15 protein-coding genes and 1 tRNA gene are annotated in these 21,630 nt (G+C 74.1%); 10 read left to right on the top strand and 6 right to left on the bottom strand.

Features of this window, described 5'->3' with window-relative positions; genetic code table 11:
• The first annotated feature begins 8 nt into the window (after positions 1-8).
• On the top strand, positions 9-1,547 hold the full coding sequence (locus QE401_RS18260; protein WP_307139555.1) for a DNA sulfur modification protein DndB: 1,539 nt from the start codon (positions 9-11) through the stop codon (positions 1,545-1,547).
• A gap of 448 nt (positions 1,548-1,995) precedes the next feature.
• On the opposite strand, the gene QE401_RS23005 is transcribed toward QE401_RS18260, so the two are convergent.
• A complete protein-coding gene (locus tag QE401_RS23005) occupies positions 1,996-2,238 on the bottom strand; it encodes an Arm DNA-binding domain-containing protein (protein WP_373461485.1) in 243 nt (80 codons plus the stop codon).
• A 415-nt stretch (positions 2,239-2,653) separates the two neighbouring features.
• Here QE401_RS23005 and QE401_RS18255 point away from each other — a divergent pair.
• The 4 genes from QE401_RS18255 (at position 2,654) to QE401_RS18240 (ending at position 6,309) form a co-directional block, all read left to right on the top strand.
• Positions 2,654-2,729 (top strand) — tRNA-Ala (locus QE401_RS18255).
• 63 nt (positions 2,730-2,792) lie between these two features.
• Positions 2,793-4,565 (top strand): adenine deaminase, encoded by a 1,773-nt coding sequence (locus QE401_RS18250; RefSeq protein ID WP_307139554.1) that lies wholly within the window; start codon positions 2,793-2,795, stop codon positions 4,563-4,565.
• A gap of 216 nt (positions 4,566-4,781) precedes the next feature.
• Positions 4,782-5,732 (top strand): Bug family tripartite tricarboxylate transporter substrate binding protein, encoded by a 951-nt coding sequence (locus tag QE401_RS18245; RefSeq protein WP_307139553.1) that lies wholly within the window; start codon positions 4,782-4,784, stop codon positions 5,730-5,732.
• Positions 5,725-6,309 (top strand): DUF4269 domain-containing protein, encoded by a 585-nt coding sequence (locus QE401_RS18240; protein WP_307139552.1) that lies wholly within the window; start codon positions 5,725-5,727, stop codon positions 6,307-6,309. The genes QE401_RS18245 and QE401_RS18240 overlap by 8 nt, the downstream gene beginning before the upstream one ends.
• 4 nt (positions 6,310-6,313) lie before the next feature.
• Here QE401_RS18240 and QE401_RS18235 read toward each other — a convergent pair whose 3' ends face one another.
• Positions 6,314-6,781, bottom strand: coding sequence for a DUF1579 domain-containing protein (locus QE401_RS18235; protein WP_307139551.1), 468 nt, complete (start codon positions 6,779-6,781; stop codon positions 6,314-6,316).
• 34 nt (positions 6,782-6,815) lie between these two features.
• Complete coding sequence (locus QE401_RS18230; RefSeq protein WP_307139550.1) at positions 6,816-7,580, bottom strand: DUF899 domain-containing protein; 765 nt, start codon at positions 7,578-7,580, stop codon at positions 6,816-6,818.
• 43 nt (positions 7,581-7,623) lie between these two features.
• Here QE401_RS18230 and QE401_RS18225 point away from each other — a divergent pair, with 43 nt between their 5' ends.
• Positions 7,624-8,088 carry a MarR family winged helix-turn-helix transcriptional regulator gene (locus QE401_RS18225; protein ID WP_307139549.1) on the top strand — a complete coding sequence of 155 codons (465 nt, stop codon included), beginning with the start codon at positions 7,624-7,626 and terminating at the stop codon, positions 8,086-8,088.
• Between the two features lie 78 nt (positions 8,089-8,166).
• On the opposite strand, the gene QE401_RS18220 is transcribed toward QE401_RS18225, so the two are convergent.
• Positions 8,167-8,493 carry a hypothetical protein gene (locus QE401_RS18220; RefSeq protein WP_307139548.1) on the bottom strand — a complete coding sequence of 109 codons (327 nt, stop codon included), beginning with the start codon at positions 8,491-8,493 and terminating at the stop codon, positions 8,167-8,169.
• Between the two features lie 179 nt (positions 8,494-8,672).
• On the opposite strand from QE401_RS18220, the gene QE401_RS18215 reads away from it, so the two are divergent.
• Positions 8,673-9,107 carry a MarR family winged helix-turn-helix transcriptional regulator gene (locus QE401_RS18215; protein WP_307139547.1) on the top strand — a complete coding sequence of 145 codons (435 nt, stop codon included), beginning with the start codon at positions 8,673-8,675 and terminating at the stop codon, positions 9,105-9,107.
• A 78-nt stretch (positions 9,108-9,185) separates the two neighbouring features.
• On the opposite strand, the gene QE401_RS18210 is transcribed toward QE401_RS18215, so the two are convergent.
• Positions 9,186-10,241, bottom strand: a complete 1,056-nt coding sequence (locus tag QE401_RS18210; RefSeq protein WP_307139546.1) for a MerR family transcriptional regulator — start codon at positions 10,239-10,241, stop codon at positions 9,186-9,188.
• Positions 10,242-10,357: 116 nt separating this feature from the next.
• Complete coding sequence (locus QE401_RS18205; protein ID WP_307139545.1) at positions 10,358-11,107, bottom strand: SDR family NAD(P)-dependent oxidoreductase; 750 nt, start codon at positions 11,105-11,107, stop codon at positions 10,358-10,360.
• A gap of 107 nt (positions 11,108-11,214) precedes the next feature.
• Between QE401_RS18205 and QE401_RS18200 the strand changes: the two genes are divergently transcribed.
• From QE401_RS18200 to QE401_RS18190, 3 genes are all read left to right on the top strand, one after another.
• Positions 11,215-12,222, top strand: coding sequence for a C-terminal binding protein (locus QE401_RS18200; RefSeq protein ID WP_307139544.1), 1,008 nt, complete (start codon positions 11,215-11,217; stop codon positions 12,220-12,222).
• A 237-nt stretch (positions 12,223-12,459) separates the two neighbouring features.
• The gene (locus QE401_RS18195) at positions 12,460-13,854 is read left to right on the top strand and encodes a glycosyltransferase family 4 protein (protein ID WP_307139543.1); all 1,395 of its coding nucleotides are present in this window, start codon (positions 12,460-12,462) and stop codon (positions 13,852-13,854) included.
• 242 nt (positions 13,855-14,096) lie between these two features.
• Positions 14,097-21,470, top strand: a complete 7,374-nt coding sequence (locus QE401_RS18190) for an SDR family NAD(P)-dependent oxidoreductase (protein WP_307139542.1) — start codon at positions 14,097-14,099, stop codon at positions 21,468-21,470.
• Positions 21,471-21,630: the final 160 nt, after the last annotated feature.

Below are 21,630 nucleotides of genomic sequence, written 5' to 3'. Positions count from 1 at the left end.
AGCTAGCTGTGTATCCCGATGATATAGGCAGCCAGGATCAGGTTGTCACTAACAGCCTTGATGACCTGTTGACCGAGGGGGACCATTCCGGACGCCCATTCAACGTGCTGGTGGGGGCCAATATGGGCAACCGCACGCTGGTCGTCAGCGTGCCGATGGCGACCTTCTACGAGATCTCTGAGGTAGCCAATCGGGCCAACCTGGAGGCGGTGCCTTCGTATCGCGAGCTGTCCGTCGCCCAGCGTCGCCTGGACGAGGGGCACGCGAAGAAGCTCGCGATCTTCATCTTGAAGGGGCTGATCGACGCTGCGCGGCGCAAGCTGGAGCGGACAGGCCGCCCAGTGCCGGCCACGCTGCTTGCCATCCAGAAGAGTCTCGGCACGCAGCCCTACATCTCGATGCAGCCGATCGTGGCCAACATCCGTACCTGCAAGCCGGGAGGCGAGGGCCTGCGCTTCGTCCGCAACGGCGGAACCATCACGGTCTACCTTTCGGACAAGCACGTGCTGTGGATCATCGACGGGCAGCACCGCCGCTTCGCGATGCACCTCATCTTCGAGTTCCTGAAGGCGGTCACAATCAACGGCAAGTACCCACGTAAGCCTGCCCTCTACGTGCCGGCCGACGACCCCAAGCGCGAACCAACGCCGGAGGAGGTGCAGGTCTGGTCGTACGCATTCGAGATTGCCCGCACCGACTGCTCGGTGGTGGTCGAGACGCACCTTGGCCTGAATTTCGAGCAGGAGCGCCAGCTCTTCCACGATCTGAACAACCTGGCGAAGACCGTGGAGAGCAGCCTCGTTTACGAGTTCGACAACTCGAACCCGGTCAACCGCTTCATCAAGGAGCGGCTGCTCGGGAATGACATCCTCAAGGCGAAGGTTGTCGATACGGACAATCCGCACGACTGGCATAAAGACGAAGGCGTGATCTCCCGCAAGGATCTCATTGCCATCAACGCGCAGCTCTTCCTGAACAAGACGACAATCAACGGCGCCTCGCCGAACGATATCAGCGCGAAGGAGGAGTATGGGTGCCGGTTCTGGGGCGCCATCGGGCAGATCCCCTACTGGGGCGAGCCTGGAGCGAAGAAGCACACCGTCGCGGCCCAGCCTGTTGTGCTGAAGGCGCTGGCAAAGCTGGCCTACGACTTCGGCTATGGGCGCGACGAGGAGCCGGCGCATCTCGAGCGGCTTTTCTCGGCCATTGAGCGCGGGAAGATCGACTTCTCGCACACCAACCCGATGTGGCGATACTTCGCGCTAAGCCCGGAGGAGCGAGAGCTCCACTGTGCCGGCCTGAAGGACGCAATCACGCCGGAGGAGGCGGGCTTCAACCTTGACCTGGGCAACTTTGACGAAACGAACCAGGTCATGCGCTTTGGCGCGAAGCACAACGACATCCAGCGGCACCTGGGCGATATGATCCGATGGAAGCTGGGACTGCCGAAGCGCAAGGCTTTGGCCAAGCTCCAGTTCGAGCTGGCCGAGGCCAAGCGTAGCGGCGGTAGCATCGCAGCCTCTCGGCTGGTTGATGTCGATGCCTGACAACAGGGTCGGCTGATTGACGTCAGTGTTGGGGTGGCGGTTGCCTGTAGGCCCAGCCGCCACCCTAACACTGTACCTCTCCGCTTAACGCCCGCCTGCTACAGCATAACAGGTGAGGCCACGGGGGGGGCCGGACGGCAGCGATTCAGCGACGCAGTCTTACGCTTCGTCTTCATCGTCGCGCGGCATCAGAGTGCACTGCCTGCTCTTGCTACGGCGGCCATGCACAGTCAGAGCAATAAGAGTCTAGGTGAGATGCCCGCGAGCGCATTCTCTATAGTCGGATACGATCGTAGAAATAATTATGTTCTCCGTGCGCGGGGGGCACAAAAGGACGCACGCTCGCATCCGGGGGTGGGGGAATAGGGGGTGCCGGGGGGCAGGCAAACGTCACTCCCTCAGAGCGCTCAGGGGCCGGCAGGGCGGACCAGCGACGAGGCGGATGGCGCTAACGCGCCGCGCGTGCGGCCTCACGCTCCGCAGCGCGCTCTTGCGACGGGTCTTTGCCCCCGTCCACCGCCGTCCGCAGGTTGCGTGCCACCTTCCGCGCGTTGTCCACCGTCATGGCGGGGAAGGTGCCAATCCAGTGCCAGTGCTGGCGGCCGTCCAGGACGCGATACTTGAAAAGCCAATTTCGCGCGCCGCTGCTTAGGGTGCGGAGGCCGAAATCTGGCACCTCTCGATCCCACATGAGGCCGAGGGGCGAGGTCTCGGCCGCCCGGCTGGTGATGCTCGCTTCGGCATCGGTGCCTCTGGTTAGTTGCATATCCGGATGTGCAACCAAGACGCAACCATGCAGAAACGGCCCGGTCTAACTCGGTCCGGGAATCATCTCACCAGAAGTGAGGTTTTTCCGCAGCTTCGGAAGCTCGGTGCGGCACCATGCGGCCCGGTAAGGCTCCCCTGGGTTGAATGGCATTCAAGAGGTCGTCGGTTCGATTCCGATTGGCTCCACCAGTTCGACAGGCTGTCCGGTAACGGACAGCCTGTTTTCATTTGTGGCCCCCGCAAGCCGCAGCCCCGCCAGGCCGCACTGCTTCATCCCGCCGAAACCGCCGCTTGCGCCGCCGCCAGCCCGCCGCTATACGCCCGCCTCACTTCCCTGAGGGGCCATAGCTCAGTTGGGAGAGCGCTTGAATGGCATTCAAGAGGTCGTCGGTTCGATTCCGATTGGCTCCACCAGTTCGACAGGCTGCCCGGTGACGGGCAGCCTGTTTTCGTTGGTGCCCCCCGGAGCCGCCGCCCATGCCGCCCACGCCGCCCGACGCTGACCTGCACGACCCCGCCCTGCGCGACCGCGCGGTGCGCGCGGCGCGCGGCCTCGCCCCTTTCGATGTGCTGATCACCGGCGCGCGCGTGGCCGACATGGCCACGGGCGAGCTGCGCGAGGCCGATCTCGGCCTGGTCGGCCCGCTGATCGCCAGCGTCCACGCGCCGGGCAGCCGGGCCGACGCCGCCACGATCCATCGCTGGCCCGGCCGCATCCTGGCGCCGGGGCTGATCGACACGCATATGCATGTCGAAAGCTCGATGGTGACGCCGCGCCGCTACGCCGAGACGGTGCTGCCCCAGGGCACCACCACGGTGTGCTGGGACCCGCATGAGCTGGGCAATGTCGCCGGGCTGGACGGGGTGCGCTGGGCGATCGAGGCCTCGCGCGGCCTGCCGCTCCGCGTGCTGGTGCTGGCCCCTTCCTGCGTGCCCTCCGCCCCGGGGCTGGAGCGCGCCGGCGCCGATTTCGGCCCCGCCGAACTGGAAGAGATGCTGGCCTGGCCGGAGATCGCCGGCGTCGCCGAGGTGATGGACATGCGCGGCGTGCTGGAGCGCAGCCCGCGCATGGCCGGCATCGTGGCCGCGGGGCTGGCCAGCGGCAAGCTGGTCTGCGGCCATGCGCGCAGCCTGGCGGGGCCCGAGTTGCAGGGCTTCGTCGCCGCCGGCATCTCCTCCGACCATGAGATCGTCTCGGGCGAGGATCTGCTGGAGAAGCTGCGCGCCGGCCTCGCCATCGAGCTGCGCGGCAGCCATGACCACCTGCTGCCGGAGTGCGTCGCGGCGCTGGCCACGCTGCCGCGCTGGCCGCAGACGCTGACGCTCTGCACCGACGACGTCTTCCCCGACGATCTGGTGGCGCGGGGCGGCATGATCGACCTGCTGCGCCGGCTGGTGCGCTACGGCATGCCGGCGCTGGAGGCGCTGCGCTGCGCCACGCTGAACGCCGCGCAGCGCATCGGCCGCGCCGATCTCGGCCTGCTGGCGCCGGGGCGGCGGGCCGACCTGCTGGTGCTGTCCGATCTCGAGGCGCTGGCGGTGGAGCAGGTCTTCGTCTCCGGCGCGCATCTGGCCGAGGAGGGTCGGCTGCTGGCACCGCTGCCCGGCGCGACCCCGCCCGGGCTGCGCGACACGATGCGGCTCGGCGCCGTCGCGGAGGGCGATTTCCGCATCGCCGCCCCCGGCGCCACGGCGCGGCTGCGCACCGTCTCCCAGCCACGCTTCACCCGCTGGGGGGAGATCAGCGTGCCGGTGCGGGACGGATATGCGGTGCTGCCGCCGGAGGCCACGATGCTCGCCGTGCTGCACCGGCATGGCCGGGCGCCGGCGACGCCCAGCCTCGGCGTGCTGGAGGGCTGGGGCGCGTGGCAGGGCGCGCTGGCGACCACGGTCGCGCATGACAGCCACAATCTCTGCATCTTCGGCCATGCGCCGGGCGACATGGCGCTGGCCGCCAATGCGCTGATCGGCTGCGGCGGCGGCATGGCGGTGGCGCAGGATGGCGCCGTGCGGGCGCTGCTGCCGCTGCCGGTCTGCGGCCTGCTCTCCGACGCGCCGGCCGCGGAGGTCGCCGCGCAATTCGCGGCGCTGCGCGCGGCCGCCGACGGGCTGACCCAGTGGCAGCCGCCCTACCGGGTGTTCAAGGCGATCGTCGGCGCGACGCTGGCCTGCAATGCCGGGCCGCATGTGACGGATCTCGGCATCGCCGATGGCACGAGCGGCGAGGTGCTGCCCACGCTGGTGGGGTGAGGGCCAGGGGCGCTGCCCCTGGACCCCGCCGGGGTGGCACGGCCACCCCGGACCCCGCGAACAGTCGGCGGGGTCCGGGGGGACCCTGTCCCCCCGGTGGAGGGGTCTGGGGAGGCAAAGCCTCCCCAGGTGACATCTCCCTTGGGGAGGCAAAGCCTCCCCAGGCGCAGCACTTTCTGGCAGGAAAGACGGCAAAGCTTCCCGGGAGGAACAACCATGCTGCGCCGTACCCTGCTTGCCGCCCCTGCCCTGCTGCTGCCCGGCCTGGCCCTGGCGCAGCCGCGGGTGATCCGGCTGATCGTGCCTTTCGCCGCCGGCGGCGCCGCCGACAGCGCGGCGCGCACCCTGGCGCCGCGCATGGGCGAGCGGCTGGGCCAGACCATCGTGGTGGAGAACCGCACCGGCGCCAGCGGCAGCGTCGGCGGCGGTGCCGTGGCGCAGGCGGCGCCGGACGGGCAGACGCTGCTGTGGGATGCCTCCTCCCATCTGGTGAACCCGGCGCTGCTGCGCGGCCTGCCCTTCGATTACGCCACCGCCTTCACGCCGATCTCGCTGGTGACGACCTTTCCGCAGGTGCTGGCGGTGAAGGCGGAGTCCCCGGCGCGCGACCTGGCCGGCTTCATTGCCATGGCCAAGCAGCAGCCCGGGCGGCTGAACATCGGCACCCAGGGCAATGCCACGGCCGGGCATCTGGCGGTGGTGCAGCTGCAGCGCCTGGCCGGCATCAACCTGCAGCACGTGCCCTATCGCGGCGGCGCCGACGCGGCGCGCGACCTGGCCGGCGGCAATCTGGACGCCGCCTTCATCACCGCGCTCTCGGCCGGGCCGGTGGTGGCCTCGGGCCGTGCCCGCTTCCTGGCCATTGCCGCCGAGCAGCGCGTCGCCGTGCAGCCCGATGTGCCGACCTTCGCCGAGGCCGGGCTGCCCGGCCTGACGCTCTCCGAATGGGCGGCGCTGTTCGGCCCGGCGGGGCTGCCGGCGCCGCTGGTGGAGCGGCTGCACGGCGCGCTGAAGGAGTCGCTGGCCGAGCCCGAGGTGCAGGCGCGGCTGGCGCAGCTGGCCGCCGTGCCGGTGGGCAGCAGCCCCTCCGACTTCGCCCGCTTCGTGCGCGAGGGGCGGGAGAGCATGGCGACCCTGGTGCGGGAAGCCGATATCCGCCTTGACTGACGCCGCCCTGCCCTTCCCGGCCGGGCCGCGCCCGGATTGGCGCGCGGCGCTGCGCCGCAGCTTCGCGCTGCGCCGCCTGGCGGGGTTCGACCCGCATGTGGCGGGCACGCCGCCGCTGCGGCTGGCGACGCCCGCCAGCGATCTCGACCTGCTCTGCCACGCGCCGGATCCGGCGGCTTTCGCGCGCCATCTCTGGCGGGAATTCGGCGCCGAGCGCGGCTTCGCCCTGTGGCAGTGGCGCGGCGCGCCGCGGCCGGTGCTGGCCCGCTTCCGGGCCGAGGGCTGGGAGTTCGAGATCTTCGGCGCCGCCCAGCCGGTGGCCGAGCAGGCCGGCTGGCGGCATTTCGTGGTGGAGCGGCGGCTGCTGGCGCTGGGCGGCACGAAGCTGCGCCGGGCGGTGCGGGCGGCGCGCCAGCGCGGGATGAAGACCGAGCCCGCCTTCGCCAGCGTGCTCGGCCTGGAGGGCGACCCCTATGCGGCGCTGCTGGCGCTGTGGGGCGCGCCGCCCGCCCGGCTGCGCGCCCTGCTGGCGCAGGCCCTGCATGCGGCGCCGGATCGGGCGCCGGGGTCACGCTGAGCCGTCAGGCGCCGCGGCGGCGGAAGGTCGAGCGCATCACCTCCTGCCAGCTGCCATCCGGCAGCGCCATGCGCGAGGTCATGTGGCGGGTGTCGTCGCCCTCCAGCCGGATGATGTCCTGGTAGCGGGCGGTGCCGCCCTGGAAATCCGGCCCCTCGGTGTCCAGCACCAGCGTGTCGCCCTGCAGCTGGCCGCGATAGGTCCAGAGATGCGTCATCATCGACCCGGTGAAGGTGCCGAGGAAACAGCCCTGCGCCGGGTCGTAGCCCAGGGTCATCAGCATCTGCGCCTGGCCGCCGCCGGGCATCTCGCCCTCGCCCTCGCACAGCACCCAGACCTCGCCCAGGGCGCGCACGCTCTCCCGCCCGCGCATCTCCGAGGTGTCGGGGCCGGCGGTGCATTGCCCGGTGCTGTCCCATTCGCCCAGCAGCCGCATCAGCCAGCGATGCTCCGCCCGTTGTTCGACCTGCATTTCTTTCAGTCCTCCCGGTGATGATGCGCGGCGTTCAGCCGCAGCAGCCGGCCGCCGGCGCGGCGGGTCCGGCGTATTCGTCGTGGCGGCGCACCCAGCTCATGATGCCCTGCTCGGCGCGGCCCGACGGGGTGCGGTCGAGCAGCATGAAGGTGCCGAGCAGCTCCTCCGGCCCGCGCGCGTAGCAGGAATAGGTGTGGCAGACCGCGCCATCGGCGGTGCGGGCGAAGACGCTGAGGCCGTGCAGATCCTCGAGCCCGCCCATCGGGTCGGAGAGCGGCGCGTCATTGTAGCGGGCGCTGCCATCGCGCTGCGCCGCCAGCGGCAGGTGCACGCCGAACTCGGCGCCGAAGCCGTTCTCCCCTTCCGACACCCAGGGGAAGCGCCAGCCCATGCGGCGGCGATAGGCCTCGATCTCGGCCAGCGGCGCGCGGGAGGTGACGACCAGCCGCGTGCCGGCGGCCTGCAGATGCGGCAGCGTGCCGTCCAGATGGTCGGCCAGGAAGGAGCAGCCGGTGCAGCCCTCGCCCCAGCCCGGCGCCAGCATGAAATGATAGACGATCAGCTGCGGCAGCCCGCCGAAGAGCTGCGCCAGATCGCGCTCCCCCTCCGGCGTGGCGAAGCGGAACTCGCGCTCCACCCGCACCCAGGGCAGGGCGCGGCGGGCGGCGTTCACCTGGTCGCGCGCCCGGGTCAGGGCCTTTTCCTGCTCCAGCAGCACGCGCCAGGCGCGCCGCCATTGCTCGCGCGTGGCCAGCGCCGGACTCGGCGGCTTCGGAATGTCGAGCCCCTGGTCCATGGTGTCCTCCCTCTTGCGTTGTTAGGTTGGTATCAACATATCCATGGCCGTGTCAAAGCCCGCGCCGCCCGACGCCCTGCCCTATGAGTTCACGATCCTGGTACGGGATGCCTGCCTGTGCCTGCACGCACAGCGCGCCGCCCGCGCCTTGGCGCGGCATTTCGACGCGGCGCTGCGCCCGCTGGGGCTGACCAGCGGGCAATTCTCCCTGCTGATGGCGCTGAACCGGCCGGAGCCGCCGCCGATGGGCCCGGTCGCCGCGCTGCTGGCGATGGACCGCACCACCCTGACCGCGGCGCTGAAGCCACTGCAGCGGCGCGGCCTGGTGGAGGTGCGGCCCGATCCGGAGGATCGCCGCAGCCGCCGCCTGGCGCTGCTGCCCGAGGGCCGCGCCCTGCTCGCCCGCGCCTTCCCGATCTGGCGGGCGCATCACGCGGCGATCGAGGCGCCGCTGCCGGATGCGGAGCGGCTGCGCCAGGACCTGGTGGCGCTGGGCCAGCTGCGCTAGGGCGCCGCCCGGAACGCGCAGCGGCCGGCCGTGATGGCACGGCCGGCCGCGGTCTCCCTGTTCAGGGATGTGGTGCGATCAGCGGGCCGCCATGCGGGTGCCGCCCAGCGCGGCGTTGCCGCGGCTGCTGTCCTGGGCCGAGGCGTTGTTGGCGACGGCGAGGCTGTTCTCCAGCCCATTCTCCTGGCTGCGGCTGACCGCGATGCCATGGCCGAAGGGGTTGCCCGTGGCCGAGGAGGCGGAATGGCCGGGGCGGCCGGCGCCGGGCTGGCCCTGGGTCACCGCGATGCCGCTGGCGAAGCGGCTGTCGGGGGCGGCGGCCTCGCCGGCGGAGAGGGCGAAGGCCGGCGCCGCGGCGGCGGACAGGGCCAGGAGGGCGGCGGCGGCGATGCGGAAGCTGGACATGGGAGGATCCCTTTCTGGAGTTCGGTGTGGTGTGTGTTCGGCTCTGTGCCGGTGCAGGACATTTATCGCGATACTCAATCTTGCACGATATATATCCTTGCATGGCTGCCCCGCGTTTTGTGTTGGGCGATACCATCGCGCGCGATCTAAAATACCGCCTTCCAGACCGGGAGGCTTCCATGCCGGAGAACGACCAGGGGCTGGACCGCATGCTCTGCTTCGCGATCCACTCCACCGCCCACGCCATCCAGCGCGCCTACAAGCCCTTCCTCGACCGGCTCGGCCTGACCTATCCCCAGTATCTTGTCATGGTCGTGCTGTGGGAGCAGGACAGCCGCACCGTCGGCAGCATCGGCGAGAAGCTGTTCCTGGACAGCTCCACCCTGACACCGCTGCTGAAGCGGCTGGAGGCCGCCGGGCTGGTGAGCCGCGCCCGCGACCCGCAGGATGAGCGGCAGGTCCGCATCCAGCTCACCGAGGCCGGCCGCGCCCTGCAGCAGGAGGCGCGGCAGATCCCCGGCTGGGTGGCCCAGGCCTTCCCCGAGCCGCGCAACCACGCCGAGATCGATGAGCTGACCCGGCGCATGGCCACGCTGCGCGAGCGCATCCGCTAGCCGGCCGGACTTCCGCCGGCGCGGGGCGATGCGGCGGATGCCTGCCGCGGCCCCGCCGCCGCCGCGAACCGCCCGGCCCTAGCCGCCCGCCGCGGGCCGCCAGGCCAGCATCCCCTCGCTGCGCGCCCGCACCTCCGGCGCGGCCAGGCAGGAGCACAGCGCCTCATGCCCCGGCGCGCCGGGATGCGGGGCGACCAGGAAGGGCGGGGCGTGGTTGGCGGGGCAGAACAGGATGCTCTCGGCCTCCCCCACCGAATCGAGGTCGAGGATGGCGGTGGAGCGGGTCAGGAACAGCAGCGGCCGCGCCGCCGGGCCGCGTCGGCGCAGCAGGGCGATCAGCGCCTCCTGCGTCGCCCGGTCCAGCCCCTGCTCCAGCATGTCGATGACCAGCGGCGCCTGGCTCTCCTCCGCCAGGGCCAGGAGCAGCGCCAGCAGCGCGGCCGACTCGGTGGCGCCATCGGCGCGCAGGGTTGCCAGCAGCGCCTCCGCCCGCGCGGCCAGCGCCGGATCCTGCGCCAGCGCCACGCGCAGCCCGGCCTGCCCCGCCGCGGCGCGCTCCGGGCCGAGGAAGCGGGCACCCGGCAGCGCCGCCGCCAGGGCCCGGGCCAGCCGCGTCTTGCCGCTGCCGAGCGGCCCGGTGATGTGGGTCAGCGGCCGCAGCGCCGGCAGGGCGAAGCGCTCCCCGCCCCAGGGCCAGGGCAGGTCCAGCGCCACCCCGGGATGCGCCGGCGGCGCCAGCAGCCGCGCCAGCTCGGCGGCCGAGGGCAGCTGCCCCCCGGCCAGGGCGGCGCGCCGGCCGCGCAGCTCGGCCAGGGTGCCGAGCAGCGCCTGCAGCTGCTGTTCCAGCGCCGCCTGATGCGCCTCCAGCGCCGGCGCCAGCCCGGCGGGGTCGCCGCGCAGCAGCCGCGCCACCTGGGCCAGGCTGAAGCCCAGCCGGCGCAGCGTGGCGATCTCGGCGGCGCGCCGCAGCTCGGCCGGGCCATAGGCGCGCCAGCCGGCGGCGCTGCGCGGCGGCCGCAGCAAGCCGCGCTGCTCATAGAGCCGCAGCGCCTTGGCCGAGAGGCCGAGCTGGCGCGACGCCGCGGCGGCGCCGATCGCGCCGCGCGGCCGTGGAGGAATCTGCTGGGCACCCATCGGGGCTCTCCTGGCGGTGGACCCGCCGGCTTTTCGGGCGTGCCCCAGGGGCCAGGTCAAGGGCCGGGTCAAGCGGCCGAGTCAGGCGGCCCGGCCAGGCGGCCCGGCGCCGGAGGTCAGATCACCACGCCGCCATCGACATGCAGGCACTGGCCGGTGATGTAGCCGGCGCGGTCGGAGGCCAGGAAGGCGATCGCCGCCGCCACATCCGCCGGCAGGCCCAGGCGGCGCAGCGGGATGCGGGCGATCACCGCCTCCCAGGCCTTGGCGTCCAGCGCGGCATGGGCACCGGCATCCTTCTGGGTGTAGCCGGGCACCACGGCGTTCACCGTCACCTTCGGCGCCCATTCGATGGCCAACGCCTTGACCAGCGCCTCCACCCCCGCCTTGGCGGTGGCCGAGGCCGGGAAGACGGTGCTGTCGGTGCGGAAATTATGCGCCACGAAGGAGGAGACGGCGACCAGGCGCGGCGCCTCGCCGGCGGCCAGGATCGGCCCGGCGGCGCGGGCCAGGCGGAACAGCGCGCCCAGGATGGCGTCCTGGCTGCGGGTGAAGGCCTCGTCCGCCAGCGCCGCCACCGGGGTGCGGTCGGCGAAGCCGGCATTGGAGACCAGCACGTCGAGCCCGCCCAGGGCGGCGGCCGCCTGCTCCACCAGCCGCCCCGGCGCGGCGGGCTCGGTCAGGTCGGCCAGCAGCACATGGGCCTCGGCGCCCGCCTCGCGCACGGCCGCGGCGCTGCGCTCGGCGCCCTCGCGGTTGTTGCGGGCGTGCAGCGCCAGCGCCACGCCGGGCCCGGCGAGCGCCCGGGCGGTCGCCGCGCCGATGCCGCTGGATGCGCCGGTGATCAGGATCTTCCGCATGCTCATGCCTGCCGCCCCGTGATGGTGGGCCGAGCATAGGCGGGGCGGCTTGCGCCCCCAACCCCGGCCCCGCATCCTCGGGCGCAAGGAATCGATCCAAGGAGACGCCCGGAATGCTGACCGTGCTCGAGCCGGAAGGCCTCTATCCCGACACCGCGCTGGAGGAGGAGATCTTCGCCGGCCAGGCGCGGCTGGTCCGCGGCGGCGCGCCGGGCGGGCTGCACGAGCTGCCGGATGCGCTCTGCGCCGAGGCGGATGGGCTGTTCGTCTTCCGCCACTGGATGAGCGCGGCCGACCTGGCGCGCTTCCCGAAGCTGAAGGTCGTGGTGCGCATGGGGGTGGGCTATGACCGGCTGGACCGCGCGGCGCTGGCCGAGCGCGGCGTGATGGTCTGCAACATCCCCGATTACGGCACCGCCGAGGTGGCCGACCATGCGGTGGCGCTGGCGCTGGCGCTCCGGCGCGGCATCGCCCTGCACCACGATCTGCAGCGCCAGGACCCGCCCGCCCCCTGGCGGCAGGTGGAGACCCCGCTGGTGCAGCGGCTGGAGGAGCAGGATTTCGGCATCATCGGGCTGGGCCGCATCGGCACGGCGGTGGCGCTGCGCGCCAAGGCCTTCGGCTTCCGGGTGCGCTTCTACGACCCCTTCCTGCCGAACGGGGTGGAGCGGGCGCTGGGCATCGGCCGCGCCCGCAGCCTGGAGTCGCTGCTGGAGGGCACCGACACCCTCTCCATCCACACGCCGCTGACGCGGGCCACCACGGGTCTGCTGGACGAGGCGGCGCTGCGCCGGCTGCGCCCGGGGGCGGTGGTGGTGAACACGGCGCGCGGGCCGATCCTCGATCTGGATGCGCTGGAGCGCTGCCTGCGCGACGGCCATCTGGCCGGGGCGGGGCTCGACGTGCTGCCGGTGGAGCCGCCTTCCGAGCCGGTGCCGCCGCTGCTGGCGGCCTATCGCGCCCGCGAATCCTGGCTGACGGGGCGGCTGATCGTGACGCCGCACAGCGCCTTCCACACGCCGCACGCCTATCAGGACATCCGCCGCAAGAGCGCCGAGACCATGCAGGAAGCCTTAATCAATGGCGCCTCGGCGAACCAGATCCGTCCCGAGCAGGAGTAAACCGTTCGGAAAGGAACCCGGCCAAGTCCCAGCCTAACGCGTTGATTGATAAGATCTTTACTAAAAGTTCAACCTTGACCGATAGCAGGCAGAGGGGGAATTCTCAGAATTTAGATTGACGAAGGGTTAAGCGGTCCACAAAATCGTGACAGGTTCTGTTCGCAGACGCAGCATATCCTCCGCCCAGGATGCCGCGCCGGCGCACCAGAACGGTGACGCCGTTCCTGAGGACCCATGATGCCCGCTGCCCAAGCGACCGACGGCCCGCATGTGATCCTGGACGTGTCCCGCCTGCTGGGATGCGGCCGGAAGCGGACCCCGTCCGGCATCGACCGGGTGGAGCTGGCCTATGCCCGCCACTACCTCGCCACCCCGGGCGGGGAGTGCAGCTTCGCCGGGCAGGAGCTGCATGGCGGCTTCGGCCTGCTGCCGCGCAAGCTGGTGGCCGAGCTGGTCGAGAACCTGACCGAGGCCTGGAGCAGCGGCCTGGCCAATGGCCCGGCCTTCCGCCGCGCCGCGCGGCTCGGCGCGCTGGGGCGCGGCCGGCTGCTGCTCGGCCTCGGCCGGGGCGACATGACGCGCCTGCTGCAGCGCGGCCGGCGCCTGGCCTATCTGCTGGTCTCGCACCAGGCGCTGGACCGCGCCGCGCCGATCGAGGCGCTGCGCCGCGCCGGCTGCGCCTTCGTGCCGCTGATCCACGACCTGATCCCGGTCACCCATCCGGAATATGCCCGGCCCGGCCAGGCGGAGAAGCATCTGCGCCGCATCGGCACCACGGCGGCGCTGGCGGACGGCATCATCGTCAACTCCGCCGCCACCGCCGACGCGCTGGCGCCGCATCTGGGCGGCCGCGCCGCGCCGCCGCCGGTGCTGGTGGCCCCCCTCGGCATCGACACCCTGCCGCGCCAGGCGCCCTCCGGCGAGGATCCTTATTTCGTCACCCTCGGCACCATCGAGCCGCGCAAGAACCACCTGCTGCTACTGCATCTGTGGCGGCAGATGGCGATCACCCATGGCGCCGCCACGCCGCGCCTGCTGATCATCGGCAAGCGCGGCTGGGAGAACGAGAACATCGTCGACATCCTGGAGCGCTGCACGGCGCTGCACGGGGTGGTGCAGGAGGTCGGCCAGCTGCCCGACCGCAGCGTCGCCGAGCTGCTGCAGGGCGCCCGCGCGCTGCTCTTCCCCTCCTTCGCCGAGGGCTATGGCCTGCCGCTGGCCGAGGCGCTGGCCGCCGGCGTGCCGGCCATCTGCTCCGACCTGCCGGCGCTGCGCGAGGTGGGCGGCGAGGTGCCCGACTATCTCGACCCGCTGGACGGCGCCGCCTGGCGCGAGGCGGTGCTCGACTATGCCAGCCCCGACAGCCCGGCCCGCACGGCGCAGATGGCGCGGCTGGAGGGCTGGCAGGCCCCGGCCTGGGCGGATCATTTCCAGCTGGTGGATGGCCTGCTGCAGCAGGTGACCGACCCGGTGCGGCGGCAGCGCGGCGTGGTCCGGCCGCTGCCGCGCCCGGCGGCGCAGCCGGCGCCCGCCGGCGCCCGCCCCCGCCCCGCCGCCGAGCCCGGCTGGGCCGGCCAGCAGGGCGTCGCCGCCAGCGCTGTGGTTGCCGCCCGGGCGCAAGCCGTGCCATGAGCGCCCGCGCGGGACGCGCTGCCCAAAAGCCCGGCGCGGGACGCGCCGTGCAGAGGCCCAGCGCGGGACGCGCTGTCGAGAGGCCCGGCGCCGCTGCGCCATGAGCCGCGGCGTGGCCCGCGCCGGAATTCCGGCCCGGGCCGCGCCCCCAAAGCCCCGGCGCGGGCCCCCTGGCCCGCCCCACCGCACGCGAAACTCACCCTTAGGCGCGGGCTGCCCCGGCGGCGCGCTGAGCATGTGGAATGACCAGAGCCAGAAAGCCTGCCGGCGCCCGCGCCACCCTGGAGCCCATCGCCATCGTCGGCGCCGCCTGCCGCCTGCCCGGCGCGCCTGATCTCGAGCGGTTCTGGACGCTGCTGGCCAGCGGCGGCGACGCGGTCTCCACCCTGCCGGAGGAGCGTTTCACCCAGGCCGCCTTCCACCATCCGCGCAAGGGCGAGCCCGGCCGCTCCTACAGCTTCGCCGCCGCGCATCTGGGCGACATCACCGGCTTCGACGCGCCGGCCTTCGGCCTCTCCCCGCGCGAGGCGGCCGAGATGGACCCGCAGCAGCGCCTGCTGCTGGAGGTCGCGGCCGAGGCGATCGAGGATGCCGGCTGGCCGGCCAGCCGCCTTTCGGGCCGCAATGTCGGCGTCTGGATCGGCGGCTCCTCCACCGACCATGCCGAGCTGCGGCTGGGCGATTCCGCCGGCACCGACCGCTACTTCATGACCGGCAACACGCTGTCGATCCTGTCCAACCGGCTGACCAATGTGTTCGACCTGCGCGGGCCGGGGCAGACGGTGGACACCGCCTGCTCCTCCTCGCTGGTGGCGCTGGCCGCCGCGGTCGCCGCGCTGCGCGCCGGGCAGGTGGAGGCGGCGCTGGTCGGCGGCGTGCAGCTGCTGCTCTCGCCCTTCGCCTTCGCCGGCTTCTCCCGCGCCGGCATGCTCTCCGCCCGCGGCCGCTGCCAGGCCTTCGACGCCGCCGCCGACGGCTATGTGCGCGGCGAGGGCGCGGGCGTCGTGCTGCTCAAGCCGCTCTCCCAGGCCCAGGCGGATGGCGACGCCATCCGCGGCGTCATCCTGGCCTGCGGCACCAATGCGGCCGGCCGCACCATCGGCCTGTCGCTGCCCAACCGCGAGGCGCAGGCGGCGCTGCTCGGCCGCGTCATGGCGGAAGCCGGGGTGACGCGCGAGCGGCTGGCCTATTTCGAGGCGCATGGCACCGGCACCCAGGCCGGCGACCCGGCCGAGACCTGGGCGATCGGCACCGCCCTCGCGCAAGGCCGCGCCGCGCCGCTGCCGGTCGGTTCGGTGAAGACCAATATCGGCCATCTGGAGCCCGCCTCCGGCATGGCCGGGCTGTTCAAGGCGATGCTGGTGCTGGAGCGCGGCGCGCTGCCGCCCAACCTGCATTTCAACAGCCCCAACCCGAATATCGACTTCGCCGGGCTGAACATCCGCGTGCCGACGGCGCTGGAAAGCCTCGACCTGGCCCCGGATGCGGTGGCCGGCGTCAACAGCTTCGGCTTCGGCGGCACCAATGCCTCGCTGCTGCTGGGCCGCGCCCCCGCCACCGCCGCGCCGGCGCCCAAGGCGGTGCGCAACGCGGCGCCGCCGCTGCTGCTCTCCGCCCGCTCCGCCGCCGCGCTGCGCGAGCTGGCCGGGCAGTGGCACGCGACGCTCGGCCAGCGCGGCGCCACGCCCGCCCTGCTGCGCGGCGCCGCGCGCCACCGCGACCTCTACAGCCACCGCCTCGCTTTGCGCGGCGAGGGGGCGGAGGCGCTGCAGGCGCAGCTCGAATCCTGGCTGGCCGGAGAGAAGCCGGAGGGCGTCACCCAGGGCAGCGCCAAGCTCGGCGCCGCCGGCCATGTCGCCTTCGTCTTCTCCGGCAATGGCGCGCAATTCGCCGGCATGGCGCGCGAGGCGATGGACCGCAACGCCGCCTTCCGCAACGCGGTGCGTGAGGCGGATGGGCTGCTGCGCCCGCTCACCGGCTGGTCCGGCGCGGCGCTGCTGAAGCAGGGTGTGACGGCCGAGGATCTGGCCGGCACCGACCGCGCCCAGCCGCTGCTCTTCCTGGTGCAGCTCGGCATCCTGGCGGCGCTGGCGGCGGAGGGCATCCGGCCCGATCTCTGCCTCGGCCATTCGGTGGGCGAGGTGGCGGCGGCGCATGCCGCCGGCATCCTGACCCTGCCGCAGGCGGTGCGGCTGGTGGTCGCCCGCTCCCGCGCCCAGCACAGCCGGCGCGGCATCGGCCGCATGGCGGCGCTCGGCATCGGCGCGGAGGCGGCGGCGCCGCTGCTGGAGGCGGCCCCGGCCGACGCGGCCGGCTGGCGCCCCGAGATCGCCGCCTACAACGCCCCCGGCGCCATCACGGTGGCCGGGCCGGAAGCGGCCATCGACCAGCTGGTGGCGGCGGTGAAGGAACGGCGCGCCGCGGCGGTCAGGCTCGATCTCGACTATGCCTTCCACTCGGCGGCGATGGACCCGGTGCGCGGCGCCCTCGCGGCCGAGCTGGCGGGCTTCGCCCCCGGCGCCGGGCGGCTCGGCTTCCTCTCCTCGGTCACCGGCACCAAGCTGCCGGGGGCGGCGCTGGATGCCGAATACTGGTGGCAGAATCTGCGCGCGCCGGTGCGCTTCCAGGCGGCGGTGCAGGCCGCCATCGATGCCGGGGCGCGGCTGTTCATCGAGATCGGCCCGCACCCCGTGCTGCAATCCTATCTGCGCGAGAGCCTGCGCGCCGCCGAGGCCGAGGCGCCGGTGCTGGCCAGCCTGTCGCGGCGCGACGGGGCGGGCGATCCCTTCCCCGGCCTGGCCGACCGCGCCTACGCCGCCGGCGCCGATCCGCGCGGCGGCCCGGCCTGGCAGGGCCCGGCCGAGCGCCGCGCCCTGCCGCTGACGCCCTTCGAGCGGCAGCGCCACTGGTTCACGCCCAGCGCCGAATCGGTGCGGCTGACCGATGCGGTGGCCGACCATCCGCTGCTGGGCTTCCGCCAGGGGGCCGAGCCCGGCCGCTGGGGCCGGCTGCTGGACACCGCGCTGGAGCCCTGGCTCGCCGACCACCGCCTGGGTGGCGAGCCGGTGCTGCCCGCCACCGCCATGCTGGAGATGGCGCTCGCCGCCGGTGCGCTGGCCTTCCCGGACGCCCCGGCACTGGAGCTGCGCGACATGCAGATCCTGCGCGCTTTGCCGCTCTCGGCCGAGCGGGCGCGGGAGACGCGCAGCCAGCTCGACGCGGATGGCTTCTTCCGGCTGGAGAGCCGCCCGCGCCTGTCGGGCGAGGGCTGGACGCTGCATGCCCGCGGCCAGGTGGCGCCGGCGACGCTGGCGGCGCTGGCCGACACGCCGCCGCCCCCCGCCGACGGTCCGCTGGTGCCCGGCGAGGCGACGCGCGCCCAGGCGCGCAACTTCCTGCTCGATTACGGCCCGGCCTTCTCGGTGGTGCAGGAGGCGCGGCTCTCCGCCGATGGCCGCGCCGCCACGCTGCGCCTGGCACTCCCCCCGGGCGTGCCGGCGGATGAGGGCTTCCTGCTGCATCCGGTGCGCGGCGATGGCGCGCTGCAGGGCATGGTCGAGCTGCTCTCCCCCGGCGAGGCGGTGGATGGCCGCGCCGTGGTGCCGGTGCGCTTCGGCCGCGTCGTGCTGAAGCGCGGCGCGCCGGTGCCGGTCAGCGCCGAGCTGCGCCTGCTGCACCGGGGCGAGCGCTCCGGCGAATGCAGCGTGATGCTGCGCGATGGCGGCGGCCAGCCGGTCGCCCGCTTCGAGGAATGCTGGATGCAGCGCATCCGGCTGACGCCGCGGCCCTCGGTGGAGGAGGCGGTGTTCCATGTCGCCGCCCAGGCCGAGGGCAGCCAGCCCGGCGCGCCGCCGGCGCTGGACCTGGCGCTGCTCGGCCGCGCCGCCCTGGCCGAGGATGGCGCCGCCGAGCTCGCCGAGACGGCGCTGCTGCTGGAGGGCCATACGGTGGCCGCCGCGCATGCCGCGCTGCGCGCCCAGGCCGGTGCGCCGGGCGGCGCGAAGGCGGACCAGGCGGCGCTGCTGCCGCTGGCCGGCCTCTCCCCCTATGCCCAGGCGCAGCTGCGCGCCCTCGCCGAGGACGGGCTGGCCGAGCCCGCCGCCGGCGCCTGGCGGCTGCTGCCGCCCGGCGAACTGCCGGAGGCCGCCGATATCTGGCGCGCCGTGCTGGCCGAGCAGCCCTCCCTGGCGCATGAGCTGGCCTGGCTGGCGCTCGCCGCCGAGCGGCTGCCGGCGGCGCTGGCCGGCCAGCCGGTCGAGCCCGCCCTGCTGCCCGCCGATTCGGCCGGCTATGAGCGGCTGGCCCAGGTGCTGGCGCGCGGCGTCGCGGCGCTGGCCGCGCAATGGCCGCGCCACCGCCCGCTGCGGGTGCTGGAGGTCAACGCCCAGGGCGGGCCGCTGACCCGCGCTTTGCTGACGGCGCTGGGCGAGAGCGGGCTGATGGTGCGCTACACCGCCACCGGCGCGCCGGGCGATGCCCGCGCCGCCGCCATCCCGCCGCATGCCGGCAATATCGACTTCGCCTATGAGCCCTGGGAGATCGGCAGCGGCGCCGCCCCGGCGCTGGAGGCCGATCTGGTGGTGGGCCTGGCGGCCGCCGCCCGCGCCCGGCGCGGCGCGGCGCTGCTGCCGGCGCTGGCGCCGCTGCTGGCCCCCGGCGCCACGCTGCTGCTGGCCGAGCCGCTGCCCGGCCGCGCCTGGAGCTTCGCCTGCGGCCAGGACCCCGCCTGGTGGGAGGGCGGCGAGGCGCCGCTGCCCGACCAGGCCGGCTGGGAGGCCGCCTGCGCCGCCGCCGGCTGGCCGCGCCCCCAGCTGGCCCCGCTGCAGGCCGCGCCCTGGCCGGCCCTGCTGATCCTGGCCGGGCGCGAGGCCGCGCCGGCCGAGGCCCCCGCCTCTGCCTCTGCCTCTGCCTCTGCCTCTGCCTCTGCCTCTGCCCTGGCCGCCACCCCGCCGGCGGCCCCCGGCGCCCCGGCGCTGCTGCTGGCCGATGCCGGCAGCGCCCCGCTGGCGGCGGCGCTGCAGGCCGCCTGGCAGCGCGGCGGCGCCGAGGCCCGGCTGCTGACGCTGGAGGAGGCCGCCAGCCTGGCGCCGGAGGCCTTCGCCGGGCGGCAGGTGCTGGCCCTGGCCATGCCGACCACCGGCGCGCTGGCCGCCACCCTGGCGCGCCTGACCGCCCTGGCCGAGGCGGCGCGCGGCCGCGCCCGCGGCCTTGCCCTGGTCACCGCCGATTCCGCCACGGTGCCGGAGGCGGCGGCGCTGCTCGGCCTGGCCCGCGTGCTGGCCAATGAGATGCCGGAGCTGAAGCCGCGCCGCATCGCCCTCGGCGCCGGGCTGGCGCCGGAACAGGCGGCCTCCCGCCTGCTGGCCGAGCTGTCCGGCCCCGAGCCCGAGATGACCCTGACGCCGATGGCGCGGCTGGCGCCAAGGCTGCGCCAGGGCGGGCTGTCGGCCACGCCGCGCGGCCCGGCCCGGCTGGTGGCGCGCCAGCCCGGCCAGCTCGGCAGCCTGGGCTGGGAGGCGCTGGACCTGCCGCCACCCGGCAGCGGCGAGGTGATCGTGCGCGTCGAGGCGGCGGGGCTGAATTTCCGCGACCTGATGTGGGCGCAGGGCCTGCTGCCGGAGGAGGCGCTGCTGCTCGGCTTCGCCGGGCCGACGCTGGGCATGGAGATGGCCGGCGTGGTCGAGAAGGCCGGGCCGCAAAGCGGCTTTGCCACCGGCGACCGCGTCTTCGGCTTCGCCCCCGCGGCGCTGGCCAGCCGGGTGCGCACGCATGGCTCGGCGATCGCGCGGCTGCCGCGCGGCCTCGACTTCTCGGCCGCCGCCACCGTGCCGGTCGCCTTCCTGACCGCCGTCTACGCGCTGGAGAATTGCGCCCGGCTGCGGCCCGGCGAGACGGTGCTGATCCATGGCGGCGCCGGCGCGGTGGGGCTGGCGGCGCTGCAGGTGGCGCGCGGCCTCGGCGCCCGCGTCGCCGCCACCGCCGGCAGCCCGGCCAAGCGCGCCTTCCTGCGCGCCGCCGGCGCCGAGCTGGTGCTGGACAGCCGCGACCCCGGCTTCGCCGACCAGCTGCGCGCCGCCTGGCCCGAGGGGGTCGATGTGGTGCTGAACTCGCTGGCCGGCGACGCGATGGAGCGCAGCCTGGGGCTGGTGAAGCCCTTCGGCCGCTTCGTCGAGCTCGGCAAGCGCGACTTCTTCGAGAACCGGCGCGTCGGCCTTCGCCCCTATCGTCACAACCTCACCTATTACGGGGTGGATGTGGACCAGCTGCCCAAGGCGCGGCCGGAGCTGGCGCAGGAGCTGCTCTCCGACATCGCGGCGCGGCTGGAGCGGGGCGAGCTGCATGCCCTGCCCTTCGCCCGCTACCAGGCGGCGGAGGTGGAGGGCGCCTTCCGCACGCTGCAGGCCAGCCACCATATCGGCAAGCTGGTGCTGGCGCCGCCCGCCGCCGAGCCCGGCGCCGCCGGCGCCTGGGCGCCGCCCGCCGGCACCATCCTGGTGGTCGGCGGCACCCAGGGCTTCGGCTTCGAATGCGCCAAATGGCTGGCGGCGCGCGGCGCCACCCATCTGGCCCTGCTGTCGCGCCGCGGCGGCACGGCGCCGGGGGCGGAGGCCGCGGTGACGACGCTGGCCGCGCTCGGCGCCCGCGCCACCGTGCATGCGGCGGACGCCACCGACGCCGCGGCGCTGGAGGCGGCGCTGTCCGCGATCCGCGCCGAGGGCCAGCCGCTGGTCGGCGTGGTGCATGCGGCGGCCGCCTTCGACGATGGCGCGGCGGCCTCGCTGGATGCCGGCCGCTATGCCGCGGTGCTGGCGCCGAAGCTGCTGGCGGCGGAGAATCTGGACCGGCTGACGCGGCGCGACCCGGTCGCGCTGTTCCTGCTGTTCTCCTCGGCCACCACGGCGATGGGCAATCCGGGCCAGGCCAATTACGTCGCCGCCAACATGGCGCTGGAGGCGATCGCCCGCCGCCGGCGCGGCCAGGGCCTGCCGGCGCTGGCGGTGGGCTGGGGCCCGATCGCCGATGCCGGCGTGCTGGCCGGCAATGCGGCGACCGCCGAGACCCTGGCCCGGCGCCTGGGCACCGAGGCGATGGCGGCGGCCGAGGCGCTCTCCGCCCTGCCCGCCATGCTGGACAGCGGCGCGCCGGTGCTGGGCATCGCGCGGGTCGGCTGGCGCGAGGCCAGCCGGGTGCTGCCGATCCTGGAGGAGCCGCTCTACGCCACGGTGCGCGGCGGTGCCGCGGTGGCCGAGGGCGGCGATCTGCGCGCGCATCTGCTCGCCCTGCCGGCCGAGGCGCAGCGCGCCCTGCTCCGCCAGGTGGTGCAGGAGGAGATCGCCCGCATCCTGCGCCTGCCGCCCGAGGCGGTGCCGCCGGACGCGCCGGTGGCCGGGCTCGGCCTCGACAGCCTGGGCGGGCTGGAGCTGCGCGGCGCGCTGGAGCAGCGTCTGGGCATGACCGTGCCGCTGGCCAGCGTGACCGAGGAGCTGACCATCGAGCTGCTGGCCCGGCGCCTGGCCGATGGCCTGGCCGGCCAGCGGCCGGAGGAGGCGATCGCCCAGCTGGTCGAGCAGTTCGAGCCGAGCGAGGCGCCGCAGCCTGCCCCCGCCGCCGAATAGGCGGGCGGCTCGCCCGGGGCGGATGCGGCGGCCCGGAACGGGTGCCGCGCCCCGGGCGCGCAATCCCGTGAGCCGCGGCCGCGGGGGCTTGGCGGAGCCTGGAAGCTGCGTCATGGAGCGGTTAGAAAACCGAAGGGGGGCCGGGAAGGGCGACTTCCCG

Origin of the sequence: Pseudoroseomonas cervicalis (assembly GCF_030818485.1) — a bacterium.
Classification (GTDB): Bacteria; Pseudomonadota; Alphaproteobacteria; order Acetobacterales; family Acetobacteraceae; genus Pseudoroseomonas; species Pseudoroseomonas cervicalis_A.
Note: the sequence above shows the minus strand (reverse complement) of the source record. Positions and strands in the feature narration are given on the sequence as shown.

Excerpts from the sequence above, each read along its gene's own strand:
- QE401_RS18200 (WP_307139544.1), top strand. The coding sequence starts at position 11,215 with ATGCTGACCGTGCTCGAGCCGGAAGGCCTCTATCCCGACACCGCGCTG.
- QE401_RS18235 (WP_307139551.1), bottom strand. The coding sequence starts at position 6,781 with ATGCAGGTCGAACAACGGGCGGAGCATCGCTGGCTGATGCGGCTGCTG.
- QE401_RS18205 (WP_307139545.1), bottom strand. The coding sequence starts at position 11,107 with ATGAGCATGCGGAAGATCCTGATCACCGGCGCATCCAGCGGCATCGGC.
- QE401_RS18210 (WP_307139546.1), bottom strand. The coding sequence starts at position 10,241 with ATGGGTGCCCAGCAGATTCCTCCACGGCCGCGCGGCGCGATCGGCGCC.
- QE401_RS18195 (WP_307139543.1), top strand. The coding sequence starts at position 12,460 with ATGCCCGCTGCCCAAGCGACCGACGGCCCGCATGTGATCCTGGACGTG.
- QE401_RS18225 (WP_307139549.1), top strand. The coding sequence starts at position 7,624 with ATGGCCGTGTCAAAGCCCGCGCCGCCCGACGCCCTGCCCTATGAGTTC.
- QE401_RS18215 (WP_307139547.1), top strand. The coding sequence starts at position 8,673 with ATGCCGGAGAACGACCAGGGGCTGGACCGCATGCTCTGCTTCGCGATC.
- QE401_RS18190 (WP_307139542.1), top strand. The coding sequence starts at position 14,097 with ATGACCAGAGCCAGAAAGCCTGCCGGCGCCCGCGCCACCCTGGAGCCC.
- QE401_RS23005 (WP_373461485.1), bottom strand. The coding sequence starts at position 2,238 with ATGTGGGATCGAGAGGTGCCAGATTTCGGCCTCCGCACCCTAAGCAGC.
- QE401_RS18230 (WP_307139550.1), bottom strand. The coding sequence starts at position 7,580 with ATGGACCAGGGGCTCGACATTCCGAAGCCGCCGAGTCCGGCGCTGGCC.
- QE401_RS18220 (WP_307139548.1), bottom strand. The coding sequence starts at position 8,493 with ATGTCCAGCTTCCGCATCGCCGCCGCCGCCCTCCTGGCCCTGTCCGCC.
- QE401_RS18245 (WP_307139553.1), top strand. The coding sequence starts at position 4,782 with ATGCTGCGCCGTACCCTGCTTGCCGCCCCTGCCCTGCTGCTGCCCGGC.
- QE401_RS18250 (WP_307139554.1), top strand. The coding sequence starts at position 2,793 with ATGCCGCCCACGCCGCCCGACGCTGACCTGCACGACCCCGCCCTGCGC.